Below are 24,046 nucleotides of genomic sequence, written 5' to 3' on the forward strand. Positions count from 1 at the left end.
ACGCCAAAAAAAGCCCTCCAGCCCATAATTAAGCGAAAAAGCCTGTTCTACGGACAGTAGACAGGCTTTTCAAAGTATCTGCGTTTCGGGGCTTAGCTGCCCAGCTCCAGCACTACATCAAACTCCTCACTGCGCAACGGCATCACGGACAGACGCGACTGCCGCAGCAGTCCAATCTGACTGAGGCGCGCGTCGAGCTTAATGGCCGCCAGGGATACGGGGCGGGGGAGGGGCTGGTGCGGACGCAACGCAACGGCTACCCAGCCGCTTTCGGGTGGCGCGGTGGCATCGGGAGCGGCAGGCGCGGCTACCTCGGCCAGCCCGACCACGGTTTTATCGGTTACGCTGTGGTAGAACAGCACGAGGTCGCCGGGCTGCATTTGTTGGAGGTAGTTGCGGGCCTGGAAGTTGCGGACGCCAGTCCAGTGGGTGTGCCCATCGCGCACAAAGTCAGCCCAAGAGTAGGCTGCGGGTTCGGATTTAACAAGCCAGTAATTCACTTCAAAAAATAAGTCAGCCGGAAATTCAGAAAAAACTACACGCTAAAAAGCCCGGCAAAAGACGGCCTAAATTTCTCTAGATTCGCTTTTGCCGGGCTTTTTTGCCCCCAACAGTCGTAGGAAAGTGCTTAGCGCAGGCGCAACACAACCAGCTTGTCGTTCTCCACGCGCAGCACGCGCAACCGGAATGGAGGGCGCAGCTCCGTGTTTTCTAGCGTCATCGTCAGGATATCCTGGTTTTCCTCCATTGGCTCCCAGCGACCAATATGCGCCTCCGGAGCATCAGCGGGGCCGAAGGTGTAAAACGTAAACTGCCCATCCTTATCGAAGCGCAACCCATCCAGATAAACCGGACCGTAGCGCGGCACGCTGGGGGCATTATGTAGCCCTGGGGCCGATAAATAACGGTATCGCCGGGGCGGGCTTCGTGCGAGTTGTACCAGGAGCGGCCGTAGAGCGGCCCCGTCGGTCCCTCCGGATTCAGCCTCATCAGATCGCCTACGTTTTCGGTACAGGCCACCAATACCAGCGCTACAAAAGCGGTCAGGAGCGAAAGGATAGAAATGCGCATAATTGAATATATAATAGAACAGTACCAGGAGCCGCAGACGAAACGAAAGGTTGCAAGGCTATTGCGGCAAACGACGAATTTTAAATAAATCCTTTTCCAGCGATACAATTTCGAGCCTGTAGCCTGCCTCCTCCGGATTATCGAAAGTGATGCGAAGTACTGACTCACCTTCGGCTTTCCACTGGCCTTTATGACCTTCAAGCCCGTCCGTAGGAGCAATGTCGTATTGTGTAAAAAGGCCATTGTGCTCGAAGTTGAACCCGGTACGGCCCGCGAAGGGGCAAACGAATACGTATTAGGCCGGTACACTTCTATATCCTCCACATCCTCCTCGTGCGCGTGCAGCCAAGTACCTTCGAGCAGAAGCAGCTGCGGCGACTTGCGTGGGTCGGGTTTACACGTCACGGCTAGCAGCAGCACGCTCAGGCAGCAAAGCAGAGAAAACAGGCGCATAGCAACAGCGTAAGAGTGAGGAATGAGCGAGTAAATTAAAGGCTTTCATTTTACCATCAATAGTTGTACCCGAAAAGCCTATTGGCCTTTATTCCCCCGTATTATTTAAAACATAATATTTCCCAACCCTGTACCTTTACTTTCCTTCTCCATCCCCGCTGGGGGGCAAATTCTGCTTCTGTTTTGGACAATCGCGCCCTGATTCGCGCCTTCCGCCTAGCGGCCTCGCTGCTGGAAGTGCACGACGAAAATTCGTTTAAAATCCGGGCCTATGAAGGCACCGCTGCTGCCCTCGAACGCCTCGAGTTTTCGGTGGCCGAAGTAGAGCGTACCGGCCTGCCCGACCGCACGGGCCTGAGCAAAACCGCCGCCGCCCGCGTGGCCGAAATGCTGGATACCGGCACTTTTGAAGAGCTCACGCGCCTGCTGAGCATCACGCCGCCCGGTGTGGTTGAGATGCTGAATATCAAAGGCATCGGCCCCAAAAAGATTCGGGCGCTGTGGCGCGAGCTGGGCGTAGAAAGCCCAGACGCCCTGCGTGCCGCCGCCGAGCGCGACGAGGTAAGTAAGCTCAAAGGATTCGGCAAAAAAACCCAGGACGCCATTCTGCAAGCCCTCGAATTCAACGACCAAAGTCGGGGCAAGCTGCTGTATCCGCAGGCCGAAGAGCTAGCCGATGAACTGATTGCTCTTTTGCAGGAGGCATTATTTACGGAGTCTGTGGCCGTGGCGGGGGAGGTGCGCCGCCGCCTGGAAGTAGTGGAAAACGTGGTGCTGGTAGCGGCCACCACTCAGCCCGAGAAAGCCCACAAGCTGCTGAACTCCCTCGATGGCCTTACCGCCGACCCCGCGCGTTCGGGGCCGTTTGCGTGGCGTGGCACGGCTACGGCATCCGGCGTAAAAGTGGAAGTGCTGCTGGTAGCCAAGGATGATTTTACAAATCAGCTTTTTCTGCTGACTGGCGCCGAAGCCCATTTGTCGGAGATATTTGCCCCCCAGGCCGCGCATGGCCAGCCGGCTACGTTGCGGCAGCTGCTAAAAAAGGAGCGCTTCTACCAGGAAACGGCTATTTATGAAAAAGCTGGCCTCCAATACGTAGAGCCTGAGTTGCGGGAAGGCCTCGGTGAACTGACATTAGCCAAAGAGCATAAGCTGCCTAAGCTGCTGGAAGATGCCGACCTGCGTGGGAGCGTGCACAACCACAGCAACTACTCCGACGGGGCGCACACGCTGCGCCAAATGGCGGAGTTTCTGCGGGATGAAGGCTACGAGTATTTGGGCATCTGTGACCACTCGCAGGCTGCACACTATGCCAACGGCCTCAGCCCGGAGCGGGTGCGCCAGCAGCACCGCGAAATAGACGAGTTGAACAAAGAGCTTGCGCCCTTCCGCATTTTTAAGGGCATTGAAAGCGACATTCTCGGCGATGGTGCCCTGGATTACCAACCCTCGGTGCTGGCGTCGTTTGACTTTGTGGTGGCGTCGGTGCATAGCAACCTCAAAATGGACGAAGCCCGCGCTACCACACGCATGCTTCGGGCCATTGAGAACCCGTATTGTACGATGCTGGGCCACCCGACCGGGCGTCTGCTGCTGCGCCGCGAAGGCTACCCGATTGACTATAAAGCCGTTATCGATGCCTGTGCCCGGCACCAGGTTATCATTGAGATAAACGCCAATCCGTGGCGGCTTGACCTTGACTGGCGCTGGGTGCGCTACGCCCTTGATCAAGGCGTGAAGCTGAGCATCAACCCCGATGCGCACCATACCAAGGGCTACGCGGATATGCGCTACGGCGTATTTATGGGGCGCAAAGGCGGCCTGACAAAGGAAATGACGTTTAATGCCATGTCTAGGGAGGAAGTAGCCACGTACTTTGCAGAGCGAAAAGCCAAGATTAAGCCGGCCGAAGAGTTTAAAACGACCTTGTTTTAACGGGGGCGCGGGCTGCCGTTAAATAGCTTATGAAGATTCTCGTTCTGCGCTTTTCCTCCATCGGCGACATTGTGCTGACAACACCCGTGGTGCGGGCGCTAAAACAGCAGTTGGCGGGTGCGCAGGTGCATTTTTGTACCAAGCCGTCCTACCGCAGTATCATCGAGCCGAATCCGTACGTGGATAAGGCGCATTATCTTACTGGTTCGCTCACGGAGCTGGTAAACGAGCTGAAAGCCGAGCGTTTCGACTACATCATCGACCTGCACAATAACCTGCGCACCCGCCTGCTGAAGCTGCGTTTGGGAGTGCCCGCTTCGAGCTTCGATAAGCTGAATGTGCGTAAGTGGCTGCTGGTGAACCTGAAGATCAATACCATGCCCCAGCTGCACATCGTGGACCGCTACCTGGCTGCGGCCTCGCCTCTGGGGGTGCGCAATGATGGTCAGGGGCTGGATTATTTTATTCCGGCTAAGGATGAGGTAAACCTAAATATGCTCCCGGCGGGCTTTCAGCGGGGTTACGTGGCCTTTGCTATCGGGGCGCAGCATGCTACCAAGCGCCTGCCCGTGGACCGCATTATCGAGTTGTGCGGATTGCTGCGCCGGCCGGTGGTGCTGCTTGGTGGCCCCGAGGACGAAACGACGGGCCATGTGGTGGGGCTGGCGTTTGCCAAGCAAGCTGCTGTCTCGCCACCGCTTGCGCGCAAAGTCCCCGACAGCCCTTATTACTTTCCGTCCGAACCGAGTACTGTTACTGCTCCAACAACCATTATTTATAATGCCTGCGGGCACTATTCGCTCAATCAATCGGCCTCGCTGGTAAAACAAGCTCAGCTCGTAGTAAGCCACGATACGGGCCTGATGCACATTGCGGCGGCCTTTAAAAAGGAGATCTTCAGCGTGTGGGGAAATACGGTGCCGGAGTTTGGTATGTATCCTTACCGCACCGAATTCCGCATTCTGGAAAGGCCGGGGCTTTCGTGTCGGCCGTGCTCCAAGATTGGCTACGAAAAATGCCCCCTGGGTCACTTCAAGTGTATGCGCGAAATTCAATTCGATCTGGATTTGCCCCCACCCACGATGGCCGCTGATAGTCGCCTGCCCGCCCGCACCTAGATTGTGTCGCGCCCTGTTTATCCTTTAAAAAGCCCGCTGAGAGGCAAATATTAAGACGGAATAAAAAAAGAAGGCCATATACGAATATGTTGTTTTAAAAGTTGCAAATAAATTGTTGCTTTGTCGATAAAACCATATTCTAACCCTTCCTTCTTTTACTCAATTTATGCGTCTTTTTACATTTGGGGCTCGCGCCCTCACCTTGGTTATGCTGTTCTTATGCACGGCTTGCGGACCTAACATTTATCTGGCTAATGACTTTCGTGCTTATGCCCCAAAACACAAAACGGTAGCCATTCTGCCCGCTGCCGTAACAATGCAGCTACGGCCTAATCAGGCGCGCCACACGACGCCGGAGCAGCATAGCGAGCTGGAGTATAAAAGCGGCATCGACTTTCAGGAAAAAATCTATGCCTGGCTGTTGCGCCGCAGCCAGCAGCGCGGCTATACCGTCGAGTTTCAGGATGTGACGCAGACAAACGCGAAGCTGCGCGAGTTGCAGATTCCATATAGCGAGCTGCGCACGCATTCGGCCCAGGAGTTAGCTGCAGCACTAGGTGTAGATGCTGTATTGACCACCAGCGTACGCACCACCAAGCCCATGAGCGACGGCGCTGCCTTGGCCGTGGGCGTGTTGGTGGGCGCTTGGGGCGCTACCAACCAGGCCAATATAACCGTCAATATTCACGAGTCGGATGCCGGTAAGCTGCTGTGGAAGTACGACTACGTAGCCGCTGGCTCGGTGGGAAGCTCGACGGAAGGCATGGTGAACATGCTGATGCGCAATGCTTCAAAGAAGTTTCCTTACACGCCTAAATCCTAAGGTGTAGCATATCCGACCTTCGTGTCGGGACCAGGAGGGCTGTTTCTGCTAATGGGCGGGAGCAGCCCTCCATGTTTATAGAACTTTATCGTAGCGGGATAAATGAGGGAGAAAAAGAGTAAATTATAGCTTTCCTATCTATTCCTGATACTATGGCTGATGCTTCTGTTAAGTCCGTTCTTGTGAAAGTTGGTTCTGATGCCCTGTTAGCTGATGTGCAGGCCGGACGCCATACGTTTGTGCTGGATGAGCCCGAAGGGGTAGGTGGCGAAGACCGAGGACCAACGCCCTACGATATGCTGCTCGCGGCGCTGGGCGCCTGCACCGCCATCACCCTGCGCCTCTACGCCGACCAGAAAAAATGGCCCCTGGAAGCAATAGAAGTGCGCTTGCGCCATCAGCGGGTACATCGCACCGACTGTGATAAGTGTGAGCAGGAAGGCCAGATGCTGGAGGAAGTAGAGAAAGAACTGCGGCTGGTGGGGCCGCTCACGCCGGAGCAGCGCCAACGCTTGGAAATAATTTCGCAGAAGTGCCCTGTGCAGAAAACCCTGATGAGTGGCTTGCGCATCAGAACTCAGCTGGTGCCCGAAAGCAACTGATTCTCCTAAAACCTCTTATATGGAAGCTAAACCGCCTTGCAGTCACCTTGGTAGCTTAACGGAGATTATCGAGGATAAGCAGTATATCTGCCCTGAATGCGTAGCCCTGGGCGACCAGTGGGTGCACCTGCGCGTATGCCAGACCTGCGGGCACGTGGGCTGCTGCGACAACTCCAAAAATAAGCACGCCACCCGTCACTTTCACACCACCCATCACCCCGTTATTACCTCCGCCGAGCCCGGTGAGCGGTGGGCCTGGTGCTACATTGATAGTGCATTTGCTGAGTATTAAGCCATGATCTGAGGCAAGGGGTAAACGCGTATTCGGCCAATCCCTACAGCAAAAAAGCCCCCAGAAGCAGTCTGGGGGCTTTTTTGCGCTGATGACAAAATTAATTCGTGATCTTATCGAAGCCGCAGTAGCTGTGAAGTGCTTTTGGCAGGTTGATGCCGTCCTCCGTTTGGTTGTTTTCCAGCAAGGCGGCTACAATACGAGGCAACGCCAGGGCCGAACCATTGAGCGTATGCAGAAGCTGCGTTTTGCCGCCTTCTGCCCGGTAGCGCAGCTTAAGACGATTGGCCTGGTACGTTTCAAAGTTGCTAGCCGAGCTTACTTCCAGCCACCGGCCCTGGGCAGCACTCCATACTTCGAGGTCGTAGGTAAGAGCCGAAGTAAAGCTCATATCGCCGCCACAGAGGCGCAGCACGCGATAAGGAAGCTCCAATTTTTGCAGCAAGCCCTCAATGTGTGCCCGCATTTCTTCTAGAATACCGTAGCTCTGCTCAGGCAAAGAAATTTGAACGATTTCTACTTTGTCGAACTGGTGCAGGCGATTCAGGCCCCGTACATCTGCCCCCAAGAGCCCGCTTCGCGCCGAAAGCAGGGCGTGTAGCCCGCGTTCCGGATGGGCAGCTTATCGGTGGCAATAATCTCGTCGCGGTAAAGGTTCGTGATGGGTACCTCGGCCGTCGGAATCAGGTAGAGATTATCCTGCGCGTCGTGGTACATCTGCCCGTCTTTGTCGGGGAGCTGTCCGGTGCCGTAGCCCGAGGCTTCATTTACCAAGATGGGCGGCTGCACTTCAAAGTAGCCAGCCTGCCGCGCTTCATCCAGAAAAAAGTTGATAAGCGCGCGCTGTAAGCGGGCGCCTTGTCCCTTGTATACCGGGAAGCCAGCGCCGCTTATCTTGTTGCCCAGCTCGAAGTCGATGATGTCGTACTTCTTTATCAAATCCCAGTGGGGGAGGGCCGTGGGGGCAAATCGGGCTTAGCGCCATGCTCCGATACTACTTCATTATCCTGCGGCGTGCGGCCCGTGGGCACACTGCTATGGGGCAGGTTGGGCAGCTTAAGCAACAGCTGCTGCAAAGCAATTTCTACCTGGCCCAGCTCGTCGGCGTGGGTTTTTATATCCGCTTTGAGGGCGGCCGTACGGGCTTTCAGGTCCTCGGCACCGGCTTTATTGCCGCTTTTCATCAAGCCACCAATCTGGCGAGCCAGCTCATTCGCTTCCGCCTGGGCCGAGTCGTGGGCGGTTTGCAGCTGGCGGCGGCGCTGATCGAGGTTGAGAATGGCCGTAACGTCGGCTTCAGCGGTGGGATAGTGCTTTTTGGCCAGGCCGGCCAGCACGAGGTCGGTGTGTTCTTTTAAAACGGAAACTTGCAGCATAAGGCAAAAGTAGGGAAGTAGCGGAAGCTTTTGTATTCGAAGCAGGCGTAAATATCAAGGCTGACCAGAAGACGCCGCGTAGGTAAATGCGCCGCTGCGAACCATTACGACAGCGCTAATGTCCTTACTATCGTGGCGAATAGCCCGAAAAAAAGCATATCTGATTTGGCGGTTTACCCGTATTAGTCTAACATTGCGACAACAAGCCGGCGGCTGATGCCGGGTCCGCAGTATTTTTTGCTCGCGTACGGCCCGCTTTTATTTCCAGCGCCTCCCGAGTACCCCATTTCCTACGTCTTCTGTGCTTCGCACCGCGCTGCGGTTGCCCTTTATGCCCCGGTTGGCCCGTGCTGCTCCCTATCCATTCTTGTCTGGTATCTCCACCCCCCTTCTGCCCGTTTTCCTCCTAGTTTAGTTTATGTACAATATTGAAGAATTGAAGGACCGTTTGCTTTCCGAGCTAAAAGAAATAGCGGAAGAGCTGAAGGTCGGTAACTTCAAAAAGCTCAGCAAGCAGGATCTGATCTATAAGATTCTCGATCAGCAGGCCATTATTCCCGCCGATCAGCTTCCCCAGAAGATGATAAAGCCCGCCAGCGCTAAAAATGGAGCTGAGCTGCCCTTTTCGGATGTAGCAGAAGCCGATGCTGTACCGGCCGCCGCACCTGCGGCTCCCGCTGCGCGTCCGGCTCCAGCCCGCGCCCGCGCTACCCGTAGTGCCGCTCCAGCGCCTGTTGCTGCTGCCGATGCTGCCTTGGCTGTGGCTCCTGCTGCAACTCCGGCGCCTGAGCTAGCGCTGGCCGATGCACCAGTTGCCGTAGCCGCTCCCGCAGAGGCTACTGTAGCTGCCGACACCGAACTCCTGCCTGACGCGGGTGCCGCCCGGCCCGTAAAGTTGTACCAACGACCTGAGCGCCGCCTGCGCAATGGTGTTGAGCGCACCCGCACCGAAGAAGTAGCACCCACTACGACTTTGAATGGTGTCGCCAATGGCATTGACACATCGGGGGGCGACGTGCCCGCTTCTCTGACGCCGGAAGGTGCCGTAGAGGCTGCTGCCGAGGCGCACTCCGAAACGCCTGCTGCTCCTGTTTCCTTTGCGCCTAATGCACCACGCGAGCCGCGCACCGATCATCCTACTGCCCCCGCGAGCGCGAATACCGCGACGTCCGCGAGCCCCGCGAACCTAGGGAGCAGCGTGAGCCCCGCACCGACGGCCCGCGCGAGCGTGAATACCGTAACGATGCGCCACGCGAAAACCGCGAGCCGCGGGAATTCCGGGAGCCCCGCGAACCGCGCGATAATAGCCGCGAAAACCGGGAGCCGCGCCCACTACGCGATGCCCCGCGGGATAACCGCGAACTACGAGAGCCCCGCGAAAACCGGGAGCCACGGGAGTTGCGCGAGCCCCGCGAACCAAGAGAAAACCGTGAGCCGCGTGAAAATCGGGAGCCGCGGGAAGGCCGCGACCAGCAGCGCCGCGATGACCGCTTTGCGGCCCGCGACCAGCAGCGCGCCCCGCGCCCTGATGGTGGTCAGCAGCCCGCTGGCCAGCCGCAGCGCCCGCGCAACGACTTTGACATTGTAGTGGATGGCGAAGGCACGCTGGAGCTTATGCCCGATGGTGGCTACGGCTTCCTGCGCTCACCTTTCTACAATTACCTCGCCTCGCCCGACGATATTTATGTGGCACCACAGCAGGTAAAGCAGTTTGGCTTAAAGGCTGGCGACACGGTAAAATGCACGATTCGCCCGCCCCGCGAAGGCGAAAAATACTTTGCGCTGGTTGGGGTAGAAAGCATCAACGGCCGCACGGTGGAAGAAGCGCGCGACCGAATTCCGTTCAACAACCTTACGCCGCTGTTTGCGGAGGAGCGCCTGAAGCTGACGACCAAGTCCAGCCTGCTCAGTACCCGCATTCTGGATTTGTTTGCACCGATTGGCAAAGGCCAACGCGGTCTGATTGTGGCCCAGCCCAAAACCGGTAAGACGGTTCTGTTGCAGGAAATTGCCAACGCTATTTCCGAAAACCACCCCGAGGTTTATCTCATTATCCTGCTGATCGATGAGCGGCCGGAAGAGGTAACGGATATGGCGCGCTCGGTGAAAGCTGAGGTGCTTAGCTCTACCTTCGACGAGACGGCCGACCGCCACGTGAAGATTGCCAGCATTGCTTTGGACAAAGCCAAGCGCCTTGTAGAGTGCGGCCACGACGTAGTTATCCTCTTGGACTCTATTACCCGTCTGGCCCGCGCTTACAACACGGTGCAGCCGGCTTCGGGCAAAATTCTGTCGGGTGGTGTGGATGCCAATGCGTTGCACAAGCCCAAGCGTTTCTTCGGTGCGGCCCGTAACGTAGAAAATGGCGGCTCGCTGACCATTATCGCCACGGCACTGATCGAGACTGGCTCCAAAATGGACGAGGTTATCTTTGAGGAATTCAAAGGTACCGGCAACATGGAATTGCAGCTGGACCGCAAACTGGCTAACAAGCGCATCTTCCCAGCCATCGACGTACCAGCTTCCGGCACTCGCCGCGAAGACCTACTCATGGGCAAGGAAGAACTCAGCCGCATTTGGGTACTGCGCAAGTTCATGTCCGACATGACTGCCGTAGAAGCTATGGAATTCCTGAAAGACCGCATCAAAGACACCAAGAACAACAACGAGTTCTTGATGTCGATGAACGGCTAACGTGTTTCTTAAATATGAAAAAAGCCCCCGGATACTATTTGGGGGGCTTTTTTGTGCTTGCAGATTGGTTGTACCATCAAGTAAAAAGTCAAGTACATGAACCGACTTAAGTTCTTGAATACTTTGTCAACATGATTCGGTATACGATGAACCAAAACACACAGAATACCACAGCCTGCGCTAACAAAATTTCAGCATAATTATCAGGCTCCATATATGCTATTCCAAAACCAATGAAGCTAACTGGTAGTGTTACCAACAATCCTAACATTACCCAATCCCCATAGAGTGGAGGGTATAGGCATATAACACTTGCTGTTCCTAGCCCGACGTATAAAAATGATAGAGCAAATGAGCTTTTGAGAGCACGGTTCTGCAAATCATTCATATTGTCAATCAATTACAAAGGCAGGAATGAGTAAATATATCAGCATTTGCACCACGCCCGCACAAGGCGGTACTTTGAAACATGGAAAACACGCCCGACCTCCCCGAACTGCTGTACATCTTTGATCCGCTTTGCGGCTGGTGCTATGGCATGACGCCCGTAATCCAGCGCGTGCGCACCGAAATGGCGGGCCAGATTCAGGTGTCTGTGCTCAGCGGTGGGATGGTGACCGGCGAGCGAGTAGCTCCTTTGCGAGCCAAGTGGAATTACATCAAAAACGCCCTACAGGATGTGGAGCGGGCGGCTGGAGTGCGTTTTGGTGAAGCGTATCGTATGTTAGGAGAGGAAGGCAGCGTTATTCAGAGCTCCGAGCCACCCTGCCGCGCCCTCACCGTTTTTCGCCAGCTGAATAGTGACCCCAGCCGTGTCATTGATTTTGCCCACGACATCCAGCAGGCGCATTATTTTCATGGCTTGGATTTGAATGACCCAGCTATCTATTCGGCGCTGATTGCCCTTATGATGTGGATGCAGCCGAGTTTGAGCGCCGCTTAGTGCTCCCCGAAACAGCCACGGCGACCCGCCAAGAGTTTGCGGCCGTGGAGCGCATTGACGTCCAAGGCTTCCCAACGACGATACTGCGCGTGGGCCAGCAGGGCTACGTGCTGGCGCGGGGTTTTCAGCCCTATGAAGCCTTCAGCAAAGCCGTGCGACAGGCCTTGCAGCAGGCTGCAGAAGAGCAGTAATGCAACTTTAGACTGCGTGTCAGCCGCCGATGCTGCCAATTCGTACCACCTGCTGTTTGATCGGCGACCAGGCAATACGGCGGCCGTCTTCTTTGCCAACTAAATACTGAAAGCCAATGGAATCGGGGCGGCGGCGCAGGTCGTCCCAGGTGGTGCGGTCGATGGTGCCGGCTTGGTAAGTGTCTTTGGCGGTAACGGCCGGCGTGCGGAAGTTTTTGTCGGCAAAAAACTCGTCCATGCGGCGGCGCACAAATGCTTCGCGCTCAGCCTGCGTGGCGGTGCTGTTTTTCATCTCATACACCATCGACGCCTCCAGATCGGCGGCAGAAAGCACCTCCCGAAAAATCGTTTCGCCACTGGAATTGGTGATGGTAAAAGTCGCTTCGCCGGCCAGCAGCGAAGGACCGCGCAGCACCAGCTTAAATTCATCGTCGGTGGAAGGGGAGGAAAAGCGTCGCCGCCGCTGCACCGTTTTGAGCGTGTCCGATTGAGCATTGACGGCTGGCGCGCGGGTCGTGTCCATGGGCTCGGCCGGAGCAGTCGCACTCGCCGTATCCGACGACTCTATCTGAGTGGAATCGGGCCGGGAGCATGCTCCGAGCACTATGAGCAGGAAAGCCGAGCATAGGAAATGACGCATACGAGAGGCAATTGGAAAGCTGTTTCCAATACGGAATAGGTTGAATTACTGTTCTGGGGGGCTTTTTTAAAGCGAATCTCTGCGTCGTTCTCTACTGCACTACCCAATGCCGCAGCACCAGCATCAGGACGAAAGCCGCGCTCAAACACAGCGACGACACTTGGTTCATGCGCATGGTGCGCTCAAAGCTGGCCGCAGCCGCATCGGACCAAGCCAGGAAAGCCCAGCGGCTGAATAAAGCCACTACCGGCCCGGTCGCCACCAAGAAGATCAGCAGGTTGCGTAGTTCGTCGCGCTGCCAATAGGTAAAGCCCAGGAGCGCGGCGCCGAACAGCAACCCCACCGCCGCAAACACAAACGTACCCCGAATGCCCAGCACGAGGCTCAGGGTTTGGTCGCCGCGCTGCCGGTCTTCTTGGTGCTGATATACCTGTGTCAGCGGATAGGAACCGCACAAAAACAGCGTACTCACCAAGGCCAGCAGTAAGTTGTCGGGGGCCAGAATTTCCTCAAATTTGCCCCCCGCGCCCACTTGCGTCATCAGAAAGGTGAAGGCGCCCTGAAACACAACGACGACCAACGTACTCAGAAATGGGTACTTCTTCAGCCGGATGCCCTCGTAGCTATAGGCTTTGGAAATAAGCAGATACACGACTACTAGCCCTGCAAACAGCGGGCTGAGCAGCCAGGCGCCCACCACCGCCAGCATATCAAACAGCCACACCAGATGCAGCAGCTCCTCCGATACCTTGGGGGCTTTTTGAGGCCACCGATGCTGCCTTCGTCGCGGTCGTAATAGGAGTTGTAGCCGTTGGAAGCCGGGTAAGCCAGCACATGTAGCACCACAAACACGCCCGCCGCCCGCCACAAGCTAAACGGCTCACGCAAGGCACTCAGCCCAAACCAGAATACCGGCATCAGGTACACGGAGAAGGGAATGCGCAGCAGCGGCACAGCACGGCGGTAAGCAAGAAGCATGGGAGCGATTAGGTAGCAGTTGCCTGATAAGGTAGAAAGGTAAGCGGAGTTACGCTGCCATTTGGCCCTAGGCCTTTTTTGGCCAGCCCACTAAGTACGTGACCTGCGAGCCCGACCAGTGCTTCACTTTACCGGCCCGCCACTCAAATTTGCCCCCAGATCGGCTTTACATGCTAAGGCCAGCAGCCGATCCGTTGGGTACATGCGCAGAATGGATACGGTGCCGTCCCAGATGGTGCAGAACGGGATCAGGGGAATAATGAAGGTAAAAAACAGGCGGCTCAGCCGAAAGGGCGGCATAAATGGCGTGGCCATCACCTGCATAATTGGCAAAATCGTCCAGGCCAGCAGGATTTCGTGCCAGTGCTTGCCGGCGCCCTCAAACACCCCAATTCCGGCGCCTTGCCGCACGGCATCGGCCAGAATAGCTTCGGCTGCGGCGGGCGTGAAATGATGAAAAGCGGAAAAGATGGTTCGAAAGCCGGTAAGATGCGCGGGCACCGCCGTCGCATCGACGGGCGTAATTTCGTAGTCAATTTGCCCCCAGAGCTTTCCCTGATGCTCTGCCAAGCGCTGGGCTGCGGGTATAAGTCGGTGAGCGTAACGCGCAGATCGGCCAGGCCGGGCAGCTGGCCCAAGGCCCGCGCCACGCCATCGGTGCCGCCGCCCGCGCCCGCACCCAGCTCAAGCACATGAAGCTGCTGGGTTTGCTGAAGCGCCTCCCGCAGCACCGGCACCAGCGGCTGATAAATGCCTAAGTGGCTGGTCATGAAGCGCAAGTAGTCCATCATGCCCGCCCGGATAACACTTGGAAACCAGGCTTGGTCTTCAAACTCGAAAAGGTGGAGGCGGAGCTTCAAGCAGTCAGTTGGTTAAGATTTTCAAGATTGCTCAACCGCCGCATGAAGTGCTGTAACGGATTGGCAGGCTGCGTAGGAGTTGTTTTGGCCCTGTTCCAACGTAATTTGCAGCGTCGAGTCGCTTCCGGTTTAAAAATATATTCTTCAACAAGTAGAATCAGCTCTGATCTTAGTTGCGAATCAGGGCAAACTTGACCAGCTTTGCAAAACAAAGTACTTTTGTCGATATGAATCCAGCCGTCGATCCGCTCGCCCAACTTACCGAGATCCGCGCCATCATGGAGCGCTCGTCGCGTTACTTGTCGCTCAGCGGCCTTTCCGGTATTGCGGCGGGGTTGCGGCCTTGGCAGGTGTGGGAGTGGGGTATTGGTATCTGGGCCAGAAGTATGGTAGTACGCAGGACTTTGTACGCATCATGCAAAGCTCAGAGCAAGAGCGGGTTGCAACGCTGCCATTTCTGCTGATGCTTACGGGGGCATTATTCTGCTGGCTTTGGGTGGTGCTTACTACTTCACCCGTCGACGGGCCAAGCAAGACAGGGTGCAGCTGTGGAGTCCTTTGGGGCGGCGGCTGGCCTTGAGTCTGGCCATTCCGCTGGTGGCTGGGGGGCTTTTTTGCCTCGCTATTTATCTGCAAGGCGCGGCCGGACTGGTCGTGCCGGGTATGTTGCTGTTTTATGGTCTAGCTTTGCTGAACGCCAGTAAGTACACCTTGGAAGAAATCCGGTGGCTGGGCCTCACCGAAATTGCGCTGGGGCTGGTGGCGGTTTTATTTCCCGGCTACGGACTGATATTCTTTGCGCTAGGCTTTGGTCTAAGCCATATCATCTACGGCCTGATCATGTACAACCGTTACGAACGGACTGCCCGCGCCCTGTGAAGCACAACATTCACATTCTCAATAAAGCCTTCGACCACCGCGTGCGCCTGGGAGTGATGGCTGTGCTGCTGGGTCAAAGCGACCCGGTAAGCTTCAATGAGCTAAAAGAAGCCCTCGACCTGACCGATGGCAACCTGGCCAGCCACGTAGCCGCCCTCGAAAAAGCAGGCTATGTAGAGGTGAGCAAGCAGTTTGTAGGTAAAAAACCCAATACGACCTATATGCCCTCCAAGGAAGGAAAACAGGCTTTTCAGGAGCATCTGAACGCATTAGAAAAATTGCTGCGGGGGTAACGCTCTTTTTTTGCTCATTAACTTTGAAATACAAAGTTCTTTTAAAATGTCAAATTTATTCTAGCCGCCTTATTCGCCATGGAAGTTTCCACCAATTTTCCACCCGCCCGCTCCGATTCGTCGGTTGCAGCCCATCGGCTTACGCTTACCACTTTGCAGAAAGTGGCCATACCCGTCGGGGCAATCTGGTTTTACACATTGTTCTGGCAGGAGCGGCCCGCCCTGAACGTGCTCCTGTATACCCTGTTTGTGCTCACCGTTGGGCTGGTGGAGTTGCCGCGCCACGCCCCCCAATGGCGTTCTACCGGCTTCCGGCTTACGCTGGCCGGTACGATACTCAGCGCCGCGCTGGTGGCTTGGTATGGCTCCGGGGCAGCATTTTTAGCTTGGCTGGCCTCTTCAGCCATGTGGCTTGGCTACCGCAACCAGCCTCACTTAAAGCTGGTAGTCTACGCGCTACTGACGGCCGTTAGCAGCGCCATTCGCGCAGTGCCCAGGCTGGCGCAGCTGCTGGTATTGCCACGCAGCCTGGATGGGCGCGTAGAACGGGCTTGGTTTTACGGCCGTCTGCTCGTGCTGCCGTTCGTGGCGCTTTTAGGGTTTCACATCCTCTTTGCCATCGCCAATCCTGTATATAGCGCCCTGACGGAGCGGGTGCTGAACGCAATAGGGGAGTGGGTAGAGGCCTTTTTCGAGATTTTCTCGATACCGCACTTCCTGTTTTTCCTGTTTGGCTTGGCCCTAACCGGGGCGGCGCTCGTCATCGTGCCGGTGCACTACTTCGCTGATAAGGAGTCCCGCTTCGGTGAGTTCATTCTGCGCCAGCGCGACCGAGTCGCTTCCTTCGCCGTGCGCCGCCCCGACTTCCGGGCCAAACGCTTTCGGGCGCTCGATTTGCGCAAGGAATATATCGTGGCCCTCAGCATGTTCGGTCTGGTAAACGTGTTGCTGCTCGTCGTCAATGGCGTTGACATCAACTGGATCTGGTTTGGCTTCCAGCCCTCCCCCGGCTTCGACCTTACTCAATTTGTGCACGAAGGCACTTATGTGCTCATTCTGAGTATTCTCGTGGCGATGGGTATCGTGCTGTGGTTTTTCCGCCGCAACCTGAATTTTTATGAGCAGGGTCTGCCACTGCTGCGCTGGCTAGCGACGGTGTGGGTGCTGCAAAATGCCGTGTTGGCCGTGTCGGTGGGGCTGCGTAACTACTATTACATCCTCTACACGGGGCTGGCTTACAAGCGAATTGGGGTGTATTTCTTCCTGCTGCTCACGTTTTTTGGGTTGGCCACGGTGCTGCTCAAAATCTGGCAGCGCCGCTCGGCGTACTCGCTGGTTCGCATGAATGGGCTGGCGGCTTATGTGCTTATGCTGGGACTGGCCTGCGGCAACTGGGAAATCTGGATTGCGCGCTACAACCTGCGCCCCGAGCTGCACGAGCTCGACTACGGCTTCCTACTCAACATGCCCGACCGGGTGCTGCCCACGCTGGCAGCCCAACCCGAGGTGCTCACCCAGCGTCACCTCGTGCACGAGTATTACGGCAGCTGGATAGAGCTCAAGCCCGATGATGCGGCGCAACGGCTTCAGCAACGCCTGGCCCGGTATAAAGAAAGGCAGGAGGCTCGCAAGTGGCCCAGCTACACCTACGCCGATTGGCGAGCCTATCAGCAGCTGACAGCCAATAAGCTATAAGTCGCAACTCATTCTACTGTATTCTAACTATATATCCATGACTTTCTCCGATTGGGCCAACTATTTCAGTGCCAACCAAGACCACCTCGACGACCTGAGCTGGGACGACAGCTACCGCCTCACCGAGCGCGAATTGCGCGCTATTCGCTACTCGCTGCCGCAGTTTCAGCAGGGTGAGCACTCGGAGGGCAAGCATCTGTACCAAAAAGCCAAAGACCTCGGCGACCCTGACTATGTAGCCGCCATCCGCCTTTTTATCAGGGAAGAGCAGGGCCATGCCCGCGTATTGGGACAGTATATGGCCATTCACCAGCTGCCGCGCTTATGCAAGTCAAGCGCCTTAGACAAAGTGTTTCGCTGGCTGCGGCAATGGGCCTCGCTGGAGCACACATTGCGGGTGTTGCTGACGGCCGAGATTATTGCGGCCGTATACTATCAGGCACTGTATCAGGCTACGTATTCGGGCTTGCTGCAACAAATCTGTCGGCGTATTCTGCGCGATGAAGAAATGCACCTGAACTTCCAGTGCTTTACCCTGACTCAGATTACGCAAGGCCAAAGCGGGCTGCGTCGCTGGGCCACGCGCCAGGCCTACCGAGTACTGATGGCCGGCACTACGCTCGTTGTGTGGCTCACTTACCATCGCACGTTGCGGGCCGGAGGCTTCGGACTGCTGGCTTTTGCCGACGCGGTGAGCGTAGAGTTTGGGCGAGTGGAAGACATGCTGGCCACGCCGGGGGGCATTTTTGTGCGCCCAAAAACGCAGGAGCCTACTGTTTTGGTTAAAACTAGTGCTCCCCGCCGCCCAGCAAGTGTCGCATTTCAAGCTCACTAAAGGGGCAGTAATTCGGAAGCTAATTGAACCAGAGCGCGTAACAATGTGGTTTCATCGGGAAGTCTGGCTGCGGGGCCGCGCCTAGTTGGTATATTTGCGTATCCGTCGTCGGTGCCTTCTGCTAGGAGTGGCCCCTCGGCCGCCACGTGTTTTGTTCTGCATGTCCGCTTCCGAATCGCCCAATTCTGTACAAAAGCCGCGTCGGCGCTGGCCTAATATCCTGTCGCGCATGGCGTGGGGGCTTTTATTATAGGGCTGGGCGTCTTTCTGCTCTATCCTATTCTGGTCAGCACCAACTTCATGTTTCTCTTTGGCAAGTCGCCGGGGCTGGAGGAACTGGAGAACCCGAAAGTGGAAAAGGCTTCCGAGCTGTACACTTCCGATGGCGTACTGATTGGTACTTATTTCCGCGAAAACCGCTCACCTATTCCGTTCAGTAAGATTTCGCCTCTGCTGGTGAAGGCCCTGATTGCCACCGAAGATGCGCGCTTCTACGAGCACGCCGGCATCGACCCACAAGCTATGGCCGGCGCGGTTTGGGCCGTAGTGCGCGGCGAAAAGCGCGGCGGCAGTACCATTACGCAGCAGTTAGCCAAAAACTTATACAAAACCCGCCGGGGCGAGACCAGAGGCGCACTGGGTTATATTCCGGTGGTGAGTACGCTCATTAGCAAAACCAAGGAGTGGCTGACGGCCGTGGAGCTGGAGCGCCGCTATACCAAGGAGGAGATTCTGCGCATGTACTTCAATACGGTGGAGTACGGCTCGCAGGCCTTCGGTATTAAAGTGGCCGCCAAAACCTTCTTCAGCACCTCACCCGACAGCCTCAAGCCCGAAGAAGCGGCCATGCTGGTAGGTGTACTGAATAATCCAACAGCTTATAACCCTCGCTTTCACCCCGAAGCCGCGCTCAAGCGCCGCAACCTGGTGCTAACCCGAATGGGGCAGGCTGGACATTTGAGCGCCCAAGTCGTTGATTCTCTGAAAAAAAGCCCCCTGGCGTTGCGCTATCAGGTAGATAAGCACTTCGACGGGCCAGAGGCATACTTCCGTGGGGCCGTAAGCCAGACGGTGAATGAATGGTGCGAGAAGAACGGCTATGACATGTACCGTGATGGCTTGAAAATCTATACCACCATCGATTCGCGCATGCAGGCCCACGCCGAGGAATCGGTATTGCAGCGCATGAAGGTGCTGCAACGGCAGTTCGATAATTTCTGGCGCAATAGAGGCGGTAATCCGTGGGTAGATGATCAGGGGAAAGAAATTCCCGGTTTCATTGAAACCCAGATGAAGCGCACCGATCAGTACAAGCGGCTAGCTGAGCGCTACAAGGGCCAGCCCGCCCGCCTGGATTCGGCCTTGAACGCGAAGCGCCCGATGAAGGTGTTTACTTGGAAAGGCGACGGTGACACGACACTCGTCATGTCGCCTCTCGATTCGCTGGCATACTACAAGAAGTTTCTGCACGCCGGCATGATGACCATGGACCCCTTCACGGGCCACATCAAAGCCTGGGTGGGCGGGCTGAACTACCGCTTTTTTCAGTACGACCACGTAAAGCAAGGTCGTCGGCAGCCGGGCTCTACGTTCAAGCCGTTCGTTTACTTAACGGCTCTCGACAATGGGTACACACCCTGCGACCGTATCCGCGACGAGCGTGTAACCATTCGTTACGTGGAGAACGGCAAAAACATGGAGTGGAAGCCCAACAACGTAACCCGCGAGTACTCCGGCTCCAACATGACGCTGCGCCACGCTATGGCCCGCTCCATCAACTCCGTCACGGCCCAGCTGACAGAGCTAGTAGGATGGGAGAACGTGGCCAAATATGCTCACAAAGTTGGTATTCGCAGCAAGCTGCTCGATGTGCCCAGCATTGGCTTGGGCTCGGGGGGCGATGTGAGCGTGTACGAAATGGTAAACGCCTACAGCACGTTCGTAAACAACGGCTTCCGTACCGAACCTTTGCTCGTGACTCGCATTGAGGACCGCAACGGCAACGTCATCAAGCAGTTCGATCCTAAGCAAAAGCGCGTTATTCCGGCCGAAACAGCCTGGCTTATGCTTCACATGCTGAAGGGCGGTATGGAAGAACCCGGTGGTACGTCACAAGCGTTGTGGGAGTACGACCTGTGGAAGAAGGGCAACGAGATAGGGGGCAAAACCGGCACTACCTCCAACTATTCCGATGGCTGGTACATGGGCGTAACCAAAGATTTGGTGAGCGGCGTGTGGGTAGGCGGCGAAGACCGTAGCATTCACTTCTTCCGCTCTCAGCAGGGCGAAGGCAGCCGGATGGCGTTACCCGTTTACGGCACCTATATGGAGAAGCTCTATAAGGATAAAGACCTGGATATAGAGTATGGCCGTTTTCCTCAGCCTACTGTTAAGATATCGAAGAAGTACAACTGCGTAACGCCTGCCCCGCGCCGCATCGTAGAGCCCATAGATTCGCTGGTCGCTGATAACCTGCTGGAAAAGCTTAACGCAGGCACTATTGCCATACCCGACAGCTTGTAAATCAGGATAGTCCATCATACAACGGAGGAATAAGAACTGCTGATTCTTATTCCTCCGTTGCGTAAAATGACTCCAGGGCGCCCTTCAGATTGGGGTATTCAAACGTGAACCCTTGTTTCAGTACCTTTTCGGCGCTTACCCGCTGTGAGGCCAGTACGATTTCGCTCATCTCGCCCATCATCAGGTTCAGGGCAAAAGCAGGCACCTTGGGCAGCACCAAGGGTCGATGCATTACGTCCGCCAAAGTTTCAGTGAAAGTTTGATTGGTAACTGGGTTCGGCGACACGGCATTATACGTGCCCTGCCATTGCGGCTCGTCCAGCATCTGAATCAGCAATCGACATAAGTCGTCGAGGTGAATCCAGGACATAAACTGTTTGCCTGAGCCCAAGGCAGCTCCAGCCATAAGCTTCACGGGTCGGGCCATTTGGGGCAGCGCGCCGCCTTCCGTGCTGAGCACAATACCAATGCGCACAACAATGGTCCTGATGCCCAGCGCTTCTACTTCATGGGCCGCTTGCTCCCACTTCCGGGATACATCAGCCAAAAAATCATCGGAGGGAGTATTGGGGGGCGTTTCTTCGTTTACAAGCTTGTCGCCGCTATCTCCATAGATACCGATAGCCGATGCTGACAAAAAAGCCCGAACGTGGTGTTCGCCTTTCGCCAGCTCTTTTGCCAATAGTCTGGTACCATCTAGGCGGCTTTCCAGAATCTCGCGCTTTCGCTCGTCAGTCCACTTTCCATCCGACACACTCGATCCGGCCAGGTTAATAATGTAATCGGCGTAGCGAATGGCGGCGGGGTCCAGCGTATCGTGGCGCGGATCCCAGCGGAAAGTGTGGTAGTGGCTGGCGCCGGTTTGGCGGCTGAGCAGGGCCACTTCATAGCCCGCATCAATGAGTAGTTCGGCGAGACGTGTGCCAATTAGGCCCGTACCGCCGGTGATGAGAACTTTTTGGGACATACTAATGGGTGTTGCCTATTGCAGTCTGGCACTTACGTGTTTGGTCAGCAAAAGGTGTTGGGCAGATGAGGTCGTGAATGGGGATGCAAGCTAATAGGCTGCCGACAACTCACAACCAGAATTTACTTCCCAATCAACCGCAGGAACTCAGTGCGAAGCGCCTGGTCGCGGTCGAAAGCCCCGCCATACTCGGCCGTAAGCGTGCTACTGCTGGTGTCGTTCACGCCCCGGCTCATTACGCACAAATGATCAGCCTCAATCAACACAGCCACGTCGTTGGTGTGTAGCGTGTTTTTTAGCTCCTCGGCAATCTGCCGCGTCAGGCGCTCCTGCACCTGCGGGCGGCGAGCGTAATACTGCACCACCCGATTCAGCTTCGAGAGGCCAACCACGTGCTCGCCGGGCAGATATGCCACATGCGCTTTTCCAATGATAGGCACAAAGTGATGCTCGCAGCAGGAGAAAAGAGTGATGTCACGCTCCACCAGCATCTGATGATATTGGTAGCGGTTGTCAAAAAGTTTTACATCGGGCTGATATGCAGGGTTGAGGCCGCGAAACCACTCGTGTACATACATTTTGGCTACTCTGCGCGGGGTGCCCTTCAAGCTGTCATCGTTCAGATCGAGGCCTAGCAACGTCATGATTTCGCGAAAATGATCGGAAATGCTTGCTATTTTCTCTTCCTCACTTAGCGTAAAGGCATCGGGGCGCAGGGGGGTGCGCAGGTCAGCCGGCAAATGGGCATCGTTTGGGACGGGGTGGTCCGTTGCGGCAACTGCGGGCACGGCGTTATCCATGGTATTCAACAAAGTTGCGTTCGGTCTCATATAACGTGACCGATAAAAGTAAATGGGACTCAACATGAGCCCGTAGCTTTTGCCAAATCACTACGGCGATATTCTCGGCCGTGGGGTTGAGGTGGCGAAACTCTTCCGTATCCAGGTTGAGGTTACGATGATCAAAGGTATCCAGAATCTCGCGCTTAATCAGGTCGCTTAAGCGCTTCAGGTCATACACGTAACCCGTTTCCGGATCAATCGCGCCCGTGAGGCGTACGATCAACTCGTAGTTGTGGCCGTGATAGTTGGGGTTATTACACTTGTCAAATACTTGCTGATTGCGCGCATCATCCCAGGCAGGATTGAAGAGCCGGTGGGCAGCGTTAAAGTGTTCCTTACGACAGACGGTGACTTGCATAGTGCTTGCTGAACCACGGGTGTAGTGATTTGTTCAGTCCACTTCGGTTCGGACTATTTATTCTACGATCAAAAGGACTTTAGCGGCGAATGAAATAGTTGGCATCGCCTTGTAAGTCAGTCGCTGCTCATATTGTGGTAGTAAAGCTATAAAGGTTATGACTTAATAAACAAAAGTGTCAATTCTTGAAAAAAAACAACTTAAAGGGTATGTAGTAAAGGGTAGTCTGGTATAGATTTGGCGTAGTGAGATTTGAGACAGCAACACAATCTTTCTACTAATAACTTTTTCTTCAACCCTTTTCATTCATATATGAAACAAGGTGTACTACTTACTCTGCTCCTGAGCTTCATGCTGACGGTAACTGGCTACGCCCAGAAATCGCCCGTTGATGAAACGGATATGTCGATCAAAGGCATTCCTCGCAAAGGGCAACGCATTTCCTTGCAGCTTGAAAGCAAGCGCGTAGAAGAATCATGGGCTAAGCGACTGAACGAGAGGTTTGGTAGCAAAGTAAAGAACGACAAAGGCGTGTATTCGATGGAGGGTGTCACGATCGATGAGATCTCTAAAACGCCGGTTCGGGTATTCAGCAAAATTGATGCTACCCCTACAGGTACTACCATCTGGTGGGCCATTGACTTGGGCAATGCTTACCTCGACAGAACGGCTACTCCCGTACAATGGAGCGCCGCGGAAAAGTACCTAAAAGACTTTGCTCGTCTGCTCTATCGTGAAGACTTAGCAGTGCAGGTAGCTGAGGCTGAAAAGTCTCTGGTTATTTCACAGAATAATCATAACGCTGTAATTGCTAAGGCTGACTTGGTAAGAAAGGATATCGAGAAAAATAAGGCTCGCAAAATGGAGATTCAGCAGGAACTGGCCAAAAATGCCGCCGAGCTTCTCCAGTACAACAACGTAGTGGACATGAACCTGAAAGAGCAGGAAGCTGCCCGCGCCGACATTGTAAACATGCGCGTAGCCCTGGAGGCTGTAAAGGATCGTATGAACAAGATTGAGTAGCTTATACCAAGCACGAAAAAGCCCCCAGAGTTTGTCTGGGGGCTTTTTCGTGCTCTACCCTTCCCGGAAGCTTTCCTAGCGCATTACACTACGCACATGTTCGACGGCCGCCTGTTCGTCTTTCCAGCCCATAATGCGCACCCTGCCAAGAGAGGCCCGGTGCTGAAACCAAAGCCGCAGTATCTGTTGGGCGGCCGGGTAGCGCTGGGTAAAATCAGTCCAGGTTCTCGTCTCTGGTAAGATCTGCTGGCTGGGCCGGGCTGGTACCGCCAACACTACCCGCTCCAAAGCGCCGGCATTATCAAGCACCACCAGGCCAATGGGCAGCACTTCCAGCACCGTACCTGCCGGCTGACTTGCCGCCAGCACCAACACGGGCAGCGGAAATCCAGCTGCGGTGCTGGTACCCGGCACAAAGCCATAATTACCAGGATAAGGCAAAAACTCCAGCACTCGGTCTTTGCCCGCCCGCTGCTGGGGGCAAATTCGTGAGTGGCTGCATCGTAGCGACGCTCAAGGTTGGTGCCCGCCGGAATCTCAATGACAGCTTGAAGCAGCTTTCGCTCAGATGAGAAGGTCGGTAACTCGGCGTAGTCGGTTTGGCAACCAGCTACGCCGAGACCAATCAGAAGGCTAACTATAAGTCGTTTGGCTC

The 24,046-nt window shown here is 55.5% G+C and carries 24 protein-coding genes and 2 pseudogenes; 15 read left to right on the plus strand and 11 right to left on the minus strand.

Annotation, left to right across the window (positions count from 1 at the left end):
• Positions 1–92: 92 nt before the first annotated feature.
• On the minus strand, positions 93–500 hold the full coding sequence (locus H9L05_RS11435) for an EVE domain-containing protein (protein WP_187731117.1): 408 nt from the start codon (positions 498–500) through the stop codon (positions 93–95).
• Positions 501–628: 128 nt separating this feature from the next.
• Entirely contained in the window at positions 629–868 is a 240-nt protein-coding gene (locus H9L05_RS11440) for a hypothetical protein (protein ID WP_187731118.1), read from the minus strand.
• Between the two features lie 839 nt (positions 869–1,707).
• On the opposite strand from H9L05_RS11440, the gene H9L05_RS11445 reads away from it, so the two are divergent.
• The 5 genes from H9L05_RS11445 to H9L05_RS11465 all read left to right on the plus strand — a co-directional run bounded on the left by H9L05_RS11445 (position 1,708) and on the right by H9L05_RS11465 (position 6,294).
• Positions 1,708–3,459, plus strand: a complete 1,752-nt coding sequence (locus tag H9L05_RS11445; protein ID WP_187731119.1) for a DNA polymerase/3'-5' exonuclease PolX — start codon at positions 1,708–1,710, stop codon at positions 3,457–3,459.
• Between the two features lie 29 nt (positions 3,460–3,488).
• Positions 3,489–4,577, plus strand: coding sequence for a glycosyltransferase family 9 protein (locus tag H9L05_RS11450; protein ID WP_187731120.1), 1,089 nt, complete (start codon positions 3,489–3,491; stop codon positions 4,575–4,577).
• A gap of 166 nt (positions 4,578–4,743) precedes the next feature.
• Complete coding sequence (locus H9L05_RS11455; RefSeq protein ID WP_187731121.1) at positions 4,744–5,400, plus strand: hypothetical protein; 657 nt, start codon at positions 4,744–4,746, stop codon at positions 5,398–5,400.
• Between the two features lie 182 nt (positions 5,401–5,582).
• Complete coding sequence (locus H9L05_RS11460; protein WP_223284376.1) at positions 5,583–6,002, plus strand: OsmC family protein; 420 nt, start codon at positions 5,583–5,585, stop codon at positions 6,000–6,002.
• A gap of 19 nt (positions 6,003–6,021) precedes the next feature.
• Entirely contained in the window at positions 6,022–6,294 is a 273-nt protein-coding gene (locus tag H9L05_RS11465) for a UBP-type zinc finger domain-containing protein (protein ID WP_187731123.1), read from the plus strand.
• Between the two features lie 100 nt (positions 6,295–6,394).
• On the opposite strand, the pseudogene serS reads toward H9L05_RS11465, so the two are convergent.
• A pseudogene (serS, locus tag H9L05_RS11470) lies at positions 6,395–7,670 on the minus strand (serine--tRNA ligase).
• A 418-nt stretch (positions 7,671–8,088) separates the two neighbouring features.
• Here serS and H9L05_RS26850 point away from each other — a divergent pair.
• The 4 genes and pseudogenes from H9L05_RS26850 to H9L05_RS11490 all read left to right on the plus strand — a co-directional run bounded on the left by H9L05_RS26850 (position 8,089) and on the right by H9L05_RS11490 (position 11,498).
• The gene (locus tag H9L05_RS26850) at positions 8,089–9,258 is read left to right on the plus strand and encodes a Rho termination factor N-terminal domain-containing protein (RefSeq protein ID WP_394368420.1); all 1,170 of its coding nucleotides are present in this window, start codon (positions 8,089–8,091) and stop codon (positions 9,256–9,258) included.
• A gap of 8 nt (positions 9,259–9,266) precedes the next feature.
• Positions 9,267–10,364 (plus strand): annotated as a pseudogene (rho, locus tag H9L05_RS11480) (transcription termination factor Rho); the annotation flags it as partial.
• A 469-nt stretch (positions 10,365–10,833) separates the two neighbouring features.
• Positions 10,834–11,307: a DsbA family protein gene (locus tag H9L05_RS11485; protein WP_187731124.1), complete on the plus strand. Its 474-nt coding sequence runs from the start codon at positions 10,834–10,836 to the stop codon at positions 11,305–11,307.
• Positions 11,277–11,498, plus strand: coding sequence for a hypothetical protein (locus H9L05_RS11490; RefSeq protein ID WP_187731125.1), 222 nt, complete (start codon positions 11,277–11,279; stop codon positions 11,496–11,498). The genes H9L05_RS11485 and H9L05_RS11490 overlap by 31 nt, the downstream gene beginning before the upstream one ends.
• Before the next feature lie 19 nt (positions 11,499–11,517).
• On the opposite strand, the gene H9L05_RS11495 is transcribed toward H9L05_RS11490, so the two are convergent.
• The 4 genes from H9L05_RS11495 to H9L05_RS11505 all read right to left on the minus strand — a co-directional run bounded on the left by H9L05_RS11495 (position 11,518) and on the right by H9L05_RS11505 (position 13,686).
• Positions 11,518–12,138, minus strand: coding sequence for a hypothetical protein (locus H9L05_RS11495; protein WP_187731126.1), 621 nt, complete (start codon positions 12,136–12,138; stop codon positions 11,518–11,520).
• Positions 12,139–12,229: 91 nt separating this feature from the next.
• A complete protein-coding gene (locus H9L05_RS11500; protein ID WP_262892503.1) occupies positions 12,230–12,862 on the minus strand; it encodes a UbiA family prenyltransferase in 633 nt (210 codons plus the stop codon).
• A complete protein-coding gene (locus H9L05_RS23585) occupies positions 12,796–13,116 on the minus strand; it encodes a hypothetical protein (RefSeq protein ID WP_223285001.1) in 321 nt (106 codons plus the stop codon). The genes H9L05_RS11500 and H9L05_RS23585 overlap by 67 nt, the downstream gene beginning before the upstream one ends.
• A 123-nt stretch (positions 13,117–13,239) precedes the next feature.
• Positions 13,240–13,686 (minus strand): hypothetical protein, encoded by a 447-nt coding sequence (locus H9L05_RS11505; RefSeq protein WP_187731127.1) that lies wholly within the window; start codon positions 13,684–13,686, stop codon positions 13,240–13,242.
• 782 nt (positions 13,687–14,468) lie between these two features.
• Here H9L05_RS11505 and H9L05_RS11510 point away from each other — a divergent pair.
• From H9L05_RS11510 to H9L05_RS11530, 5 genes are all read left to right on the plus strand, one after another.
• On the plus strand, positions 14,469–14,855 hold the full coding sequence (locus H9L05_RS11510; protein WP_187731128.1) for a hypothetical protein: 387 nt from the start codon (positions 14,469–14,471) through the stop codon (positions 14,853–14,855).
• Positions 14,852–15,148, plus strand: a complete 297-nt coding sequence (locus H9L05_RS11515; RefSeq protein WP_133271841.1) for a winged helix-turn-helix domain-containing protein — start codon at positions 14,852–14,854, stop codon at positions 15,146–15,148. The genes H9L05_RS11510 and H9L05_RS11515 overlap by 4 nt, the downstream gene beginning before the upstream one ends.
• A gap of 78 nt (positions 15,149–15,226) precedes the next feature.
• Positions 15,227–16,843 carry a DUF4153 domain-containing protein gene (locus H9L05_RS11520; protein WP_187731129.1) on the plus strand — a complete coding sequence of 539 codons (1,617 nt, stop codon included), beginning with the start codon at positions 15,227–15,229 and terminating at the stop codon, positions 16,841–16,843.
• A 37-nt stretch (positions 16,844–16,880) separates the two neighbouring features.
• Complete coding sequence (locus H9L05_RS11525) at positions 16,881–17,678, plus strand: ferritin-like domain-containing protein (RefSeq protein WP_187731130.1); 798 nt, start codon at positions 16,881–16,883, stop codon at positions 17,676–17,678.
• Between the two features lie 234 nt (positions 17,679–17,912).
• A complete protein-coding gene (locus H9L05_RS11530; protein ID WP_223284377.1) occupies positions 17,913–20,201 on the plus strand; it encodes a transglycosylase domain-containing protein in 2,289 nt (762 codons plus the stop codon).
• Between the two features lie 46 nt (positions 20,202–20,247).
• Here H9L05_RS11530 and H9L05_RS11535 read toward each other — a convergent pair whose 3' ends face one another.
• The 3 genes from H9L05_RS11535 to H9L05_RS11545 form a co-directional block, all read right to left on the minus strand.
• The gene (locus tag H9L05_RS11535; protein WP_187731131.1) at positions 20,248–21,168 is read right to left on the minus strand and encodes a TIGR01777 family oxidoreductase; all 921 of its coding nucleotides are present in this window, start codon (positions 21,166–21,168) and stop codon (positions 20,248–20,250) included.
• Positions 21,169–21,290: 122 nt separating this feature from the next.
• Positions 21,291–21,968 carry a GTP cyclohydrolase I FolE gene (folE, locus tag H9L05_RS11540; protein ID WP_187731132.1) on the minus strand — a complete coding sequence of 226 codons (678 nt, stop codon included), beginning with the start codon at positions 21,966–21,968 and terminating at the stop codon, positions 21,291–21,293.
• Positions 21,961–22,368, minus strand: coding sequence for a 6-pyruvoyl trahydropterin synthase family protein (locus H9L05_RS11545; protein ID WP_187731133.1), 408 nt, complete (start codon positions 22,366–22,368; stop codon positions 21,961–21,963). Before H9L05_RS11545 ends, folE begins: the two co-directional genes overlap by 8 nt.
• Before the next feature lie 312 nt (positions 22,369–22,680).
• Between H9L05_RS11545 and H9L05_RS11550 the strand changes: the two genes are divergently transcribed.
• Positions 22,681–23,391 (plus strand): DNA repair ATPase, encoded by a 711-nt coding sequence (locus H9L05_RS11550; RefSeq protein ID WP_187310055.1) that lies wholly within the window; start codon positions 22,681–22,683, stop codon positions 23,389–23,391.
• A gap of 75 nt (positions 23,392–23,466) precedes the next feature.
• On the opposite strand, the gene H9L05_RS11555 is transcribed toward H9L05_RS11550, so the two are convergent.
• Positions 23,467–23,844, minus strand: coding sequence for an inorganic diphosphatase (locus H9L05_RS11555; RefSeq protein ID WP_187731134.1), 378 nt, complete (start codon positions 23,842–23,844; stop codon positions 23,467–23,469).
• Positions 23,845–24,046 lie beyond the last annotated feature (202 nt).

It is taken from the genome of Hymenobacter qilianensis (genome assembly GCF_014489555.1).
GTDB classification, from domain to species: domain Bacteria; phylum Bacteroidota; class Bacteroidia; order Cytophagales; family Hymenobacteraceae; genus Hymenobacter; species Hymenobacter qilianensis.

Bases quoted from the DNA above. Each gene is read 5' to 3' on its own strand.
- H9L05_RS11545 (WP_187731133.1), bottom strand. From the start codon at position 22,368: ATGCAAGTCACCGTCTGTCGTAAGGAACACTTTAACGCTGCCCACCGG.
- H9L05_RS26850 (WP_394368420.1), top strand. From the start codon at position 8,089: ATGTACAATATTGAAGAATTGAAGGACCGTTTGCTTTCCGAGCTAAAA.
- H9L05_RS11450 (WP_187731120.1), top strand. From the start codon at position 3,489: ATGAAGATTCTCGTTCTGCGCTTTTCCTCCATCGGCGACATTGTGCTG.
- H9L05_RS11520 (WP_187731129.1), top strand. From the start codon at position 15,227: ATGGAAGTTTCCACCAATTTTCCACCCGCCCGCTCCGATTCGTCGGTT.
- H9L05_RS11495 (WP_187731126.1), bottom strand. From the start codon at position 12,138: ATGCGTCATTTCCTATGCTCGGCTTTCCTGCTCATAGTGCTCGGAGCA.
- H9L05_RS11485 (WP_187731124.1), top strand. From the start codon at position 10,834: ATGGAAAACACGCCCGACCTCCCCGAACTGCTGTACATCTTTGATCCG.
- H9L05_RS11455 (WP_187731121.1), top strand. From the start codon at position 4,744: ATGCGTCTTTTTACATTTGGGGCTCGCGCCCTCACCTTGGTTATGCTG.
- H9L05_RS11465 (WP_187731123.1), top strand. From the start codon at position 6,022: ATGGAAGCTAAACCGCCTTGCAGTCACCTTGGTAGCTTAACGGAGATT.
- H9L05_RS11525 (WP_187731130.1), top strand. From the start codon at position 16,881: ATGACTTTCTCCGATTGGGCCAACTATTTCAGTGCCAACCAAGACCAC.
- H9L05_RS11535 (WP_187731131.1), bottom strand. From the start codon at position 21,168: ATGTCCCAAAAAGTTCTCATCACCGGCGGTACGGGCCTAATTGGCACA.
- H9L05_RS11550 (WP_187310055.1), top strand. From the start codon at position 22,681: ATGAAACAAGGTGTACTACTTACTCTGCTCCTGAGCTTCATGCTGACG.
- H9L05_RS23585 (WP_223285001.1), bottom strand. From the start codon at position 13,116: ATGCTTCTTGCTTACCGCCGTGCTGTGCCGCTGCTGCGCATTCCCTTC.
- folE (WP_187731132.1), bottom strand. From the start codon at position 21,968: ATGGATAACGCCGTGCCCGCAGTTGCCGCAACGGACCACCCCGTCCCA.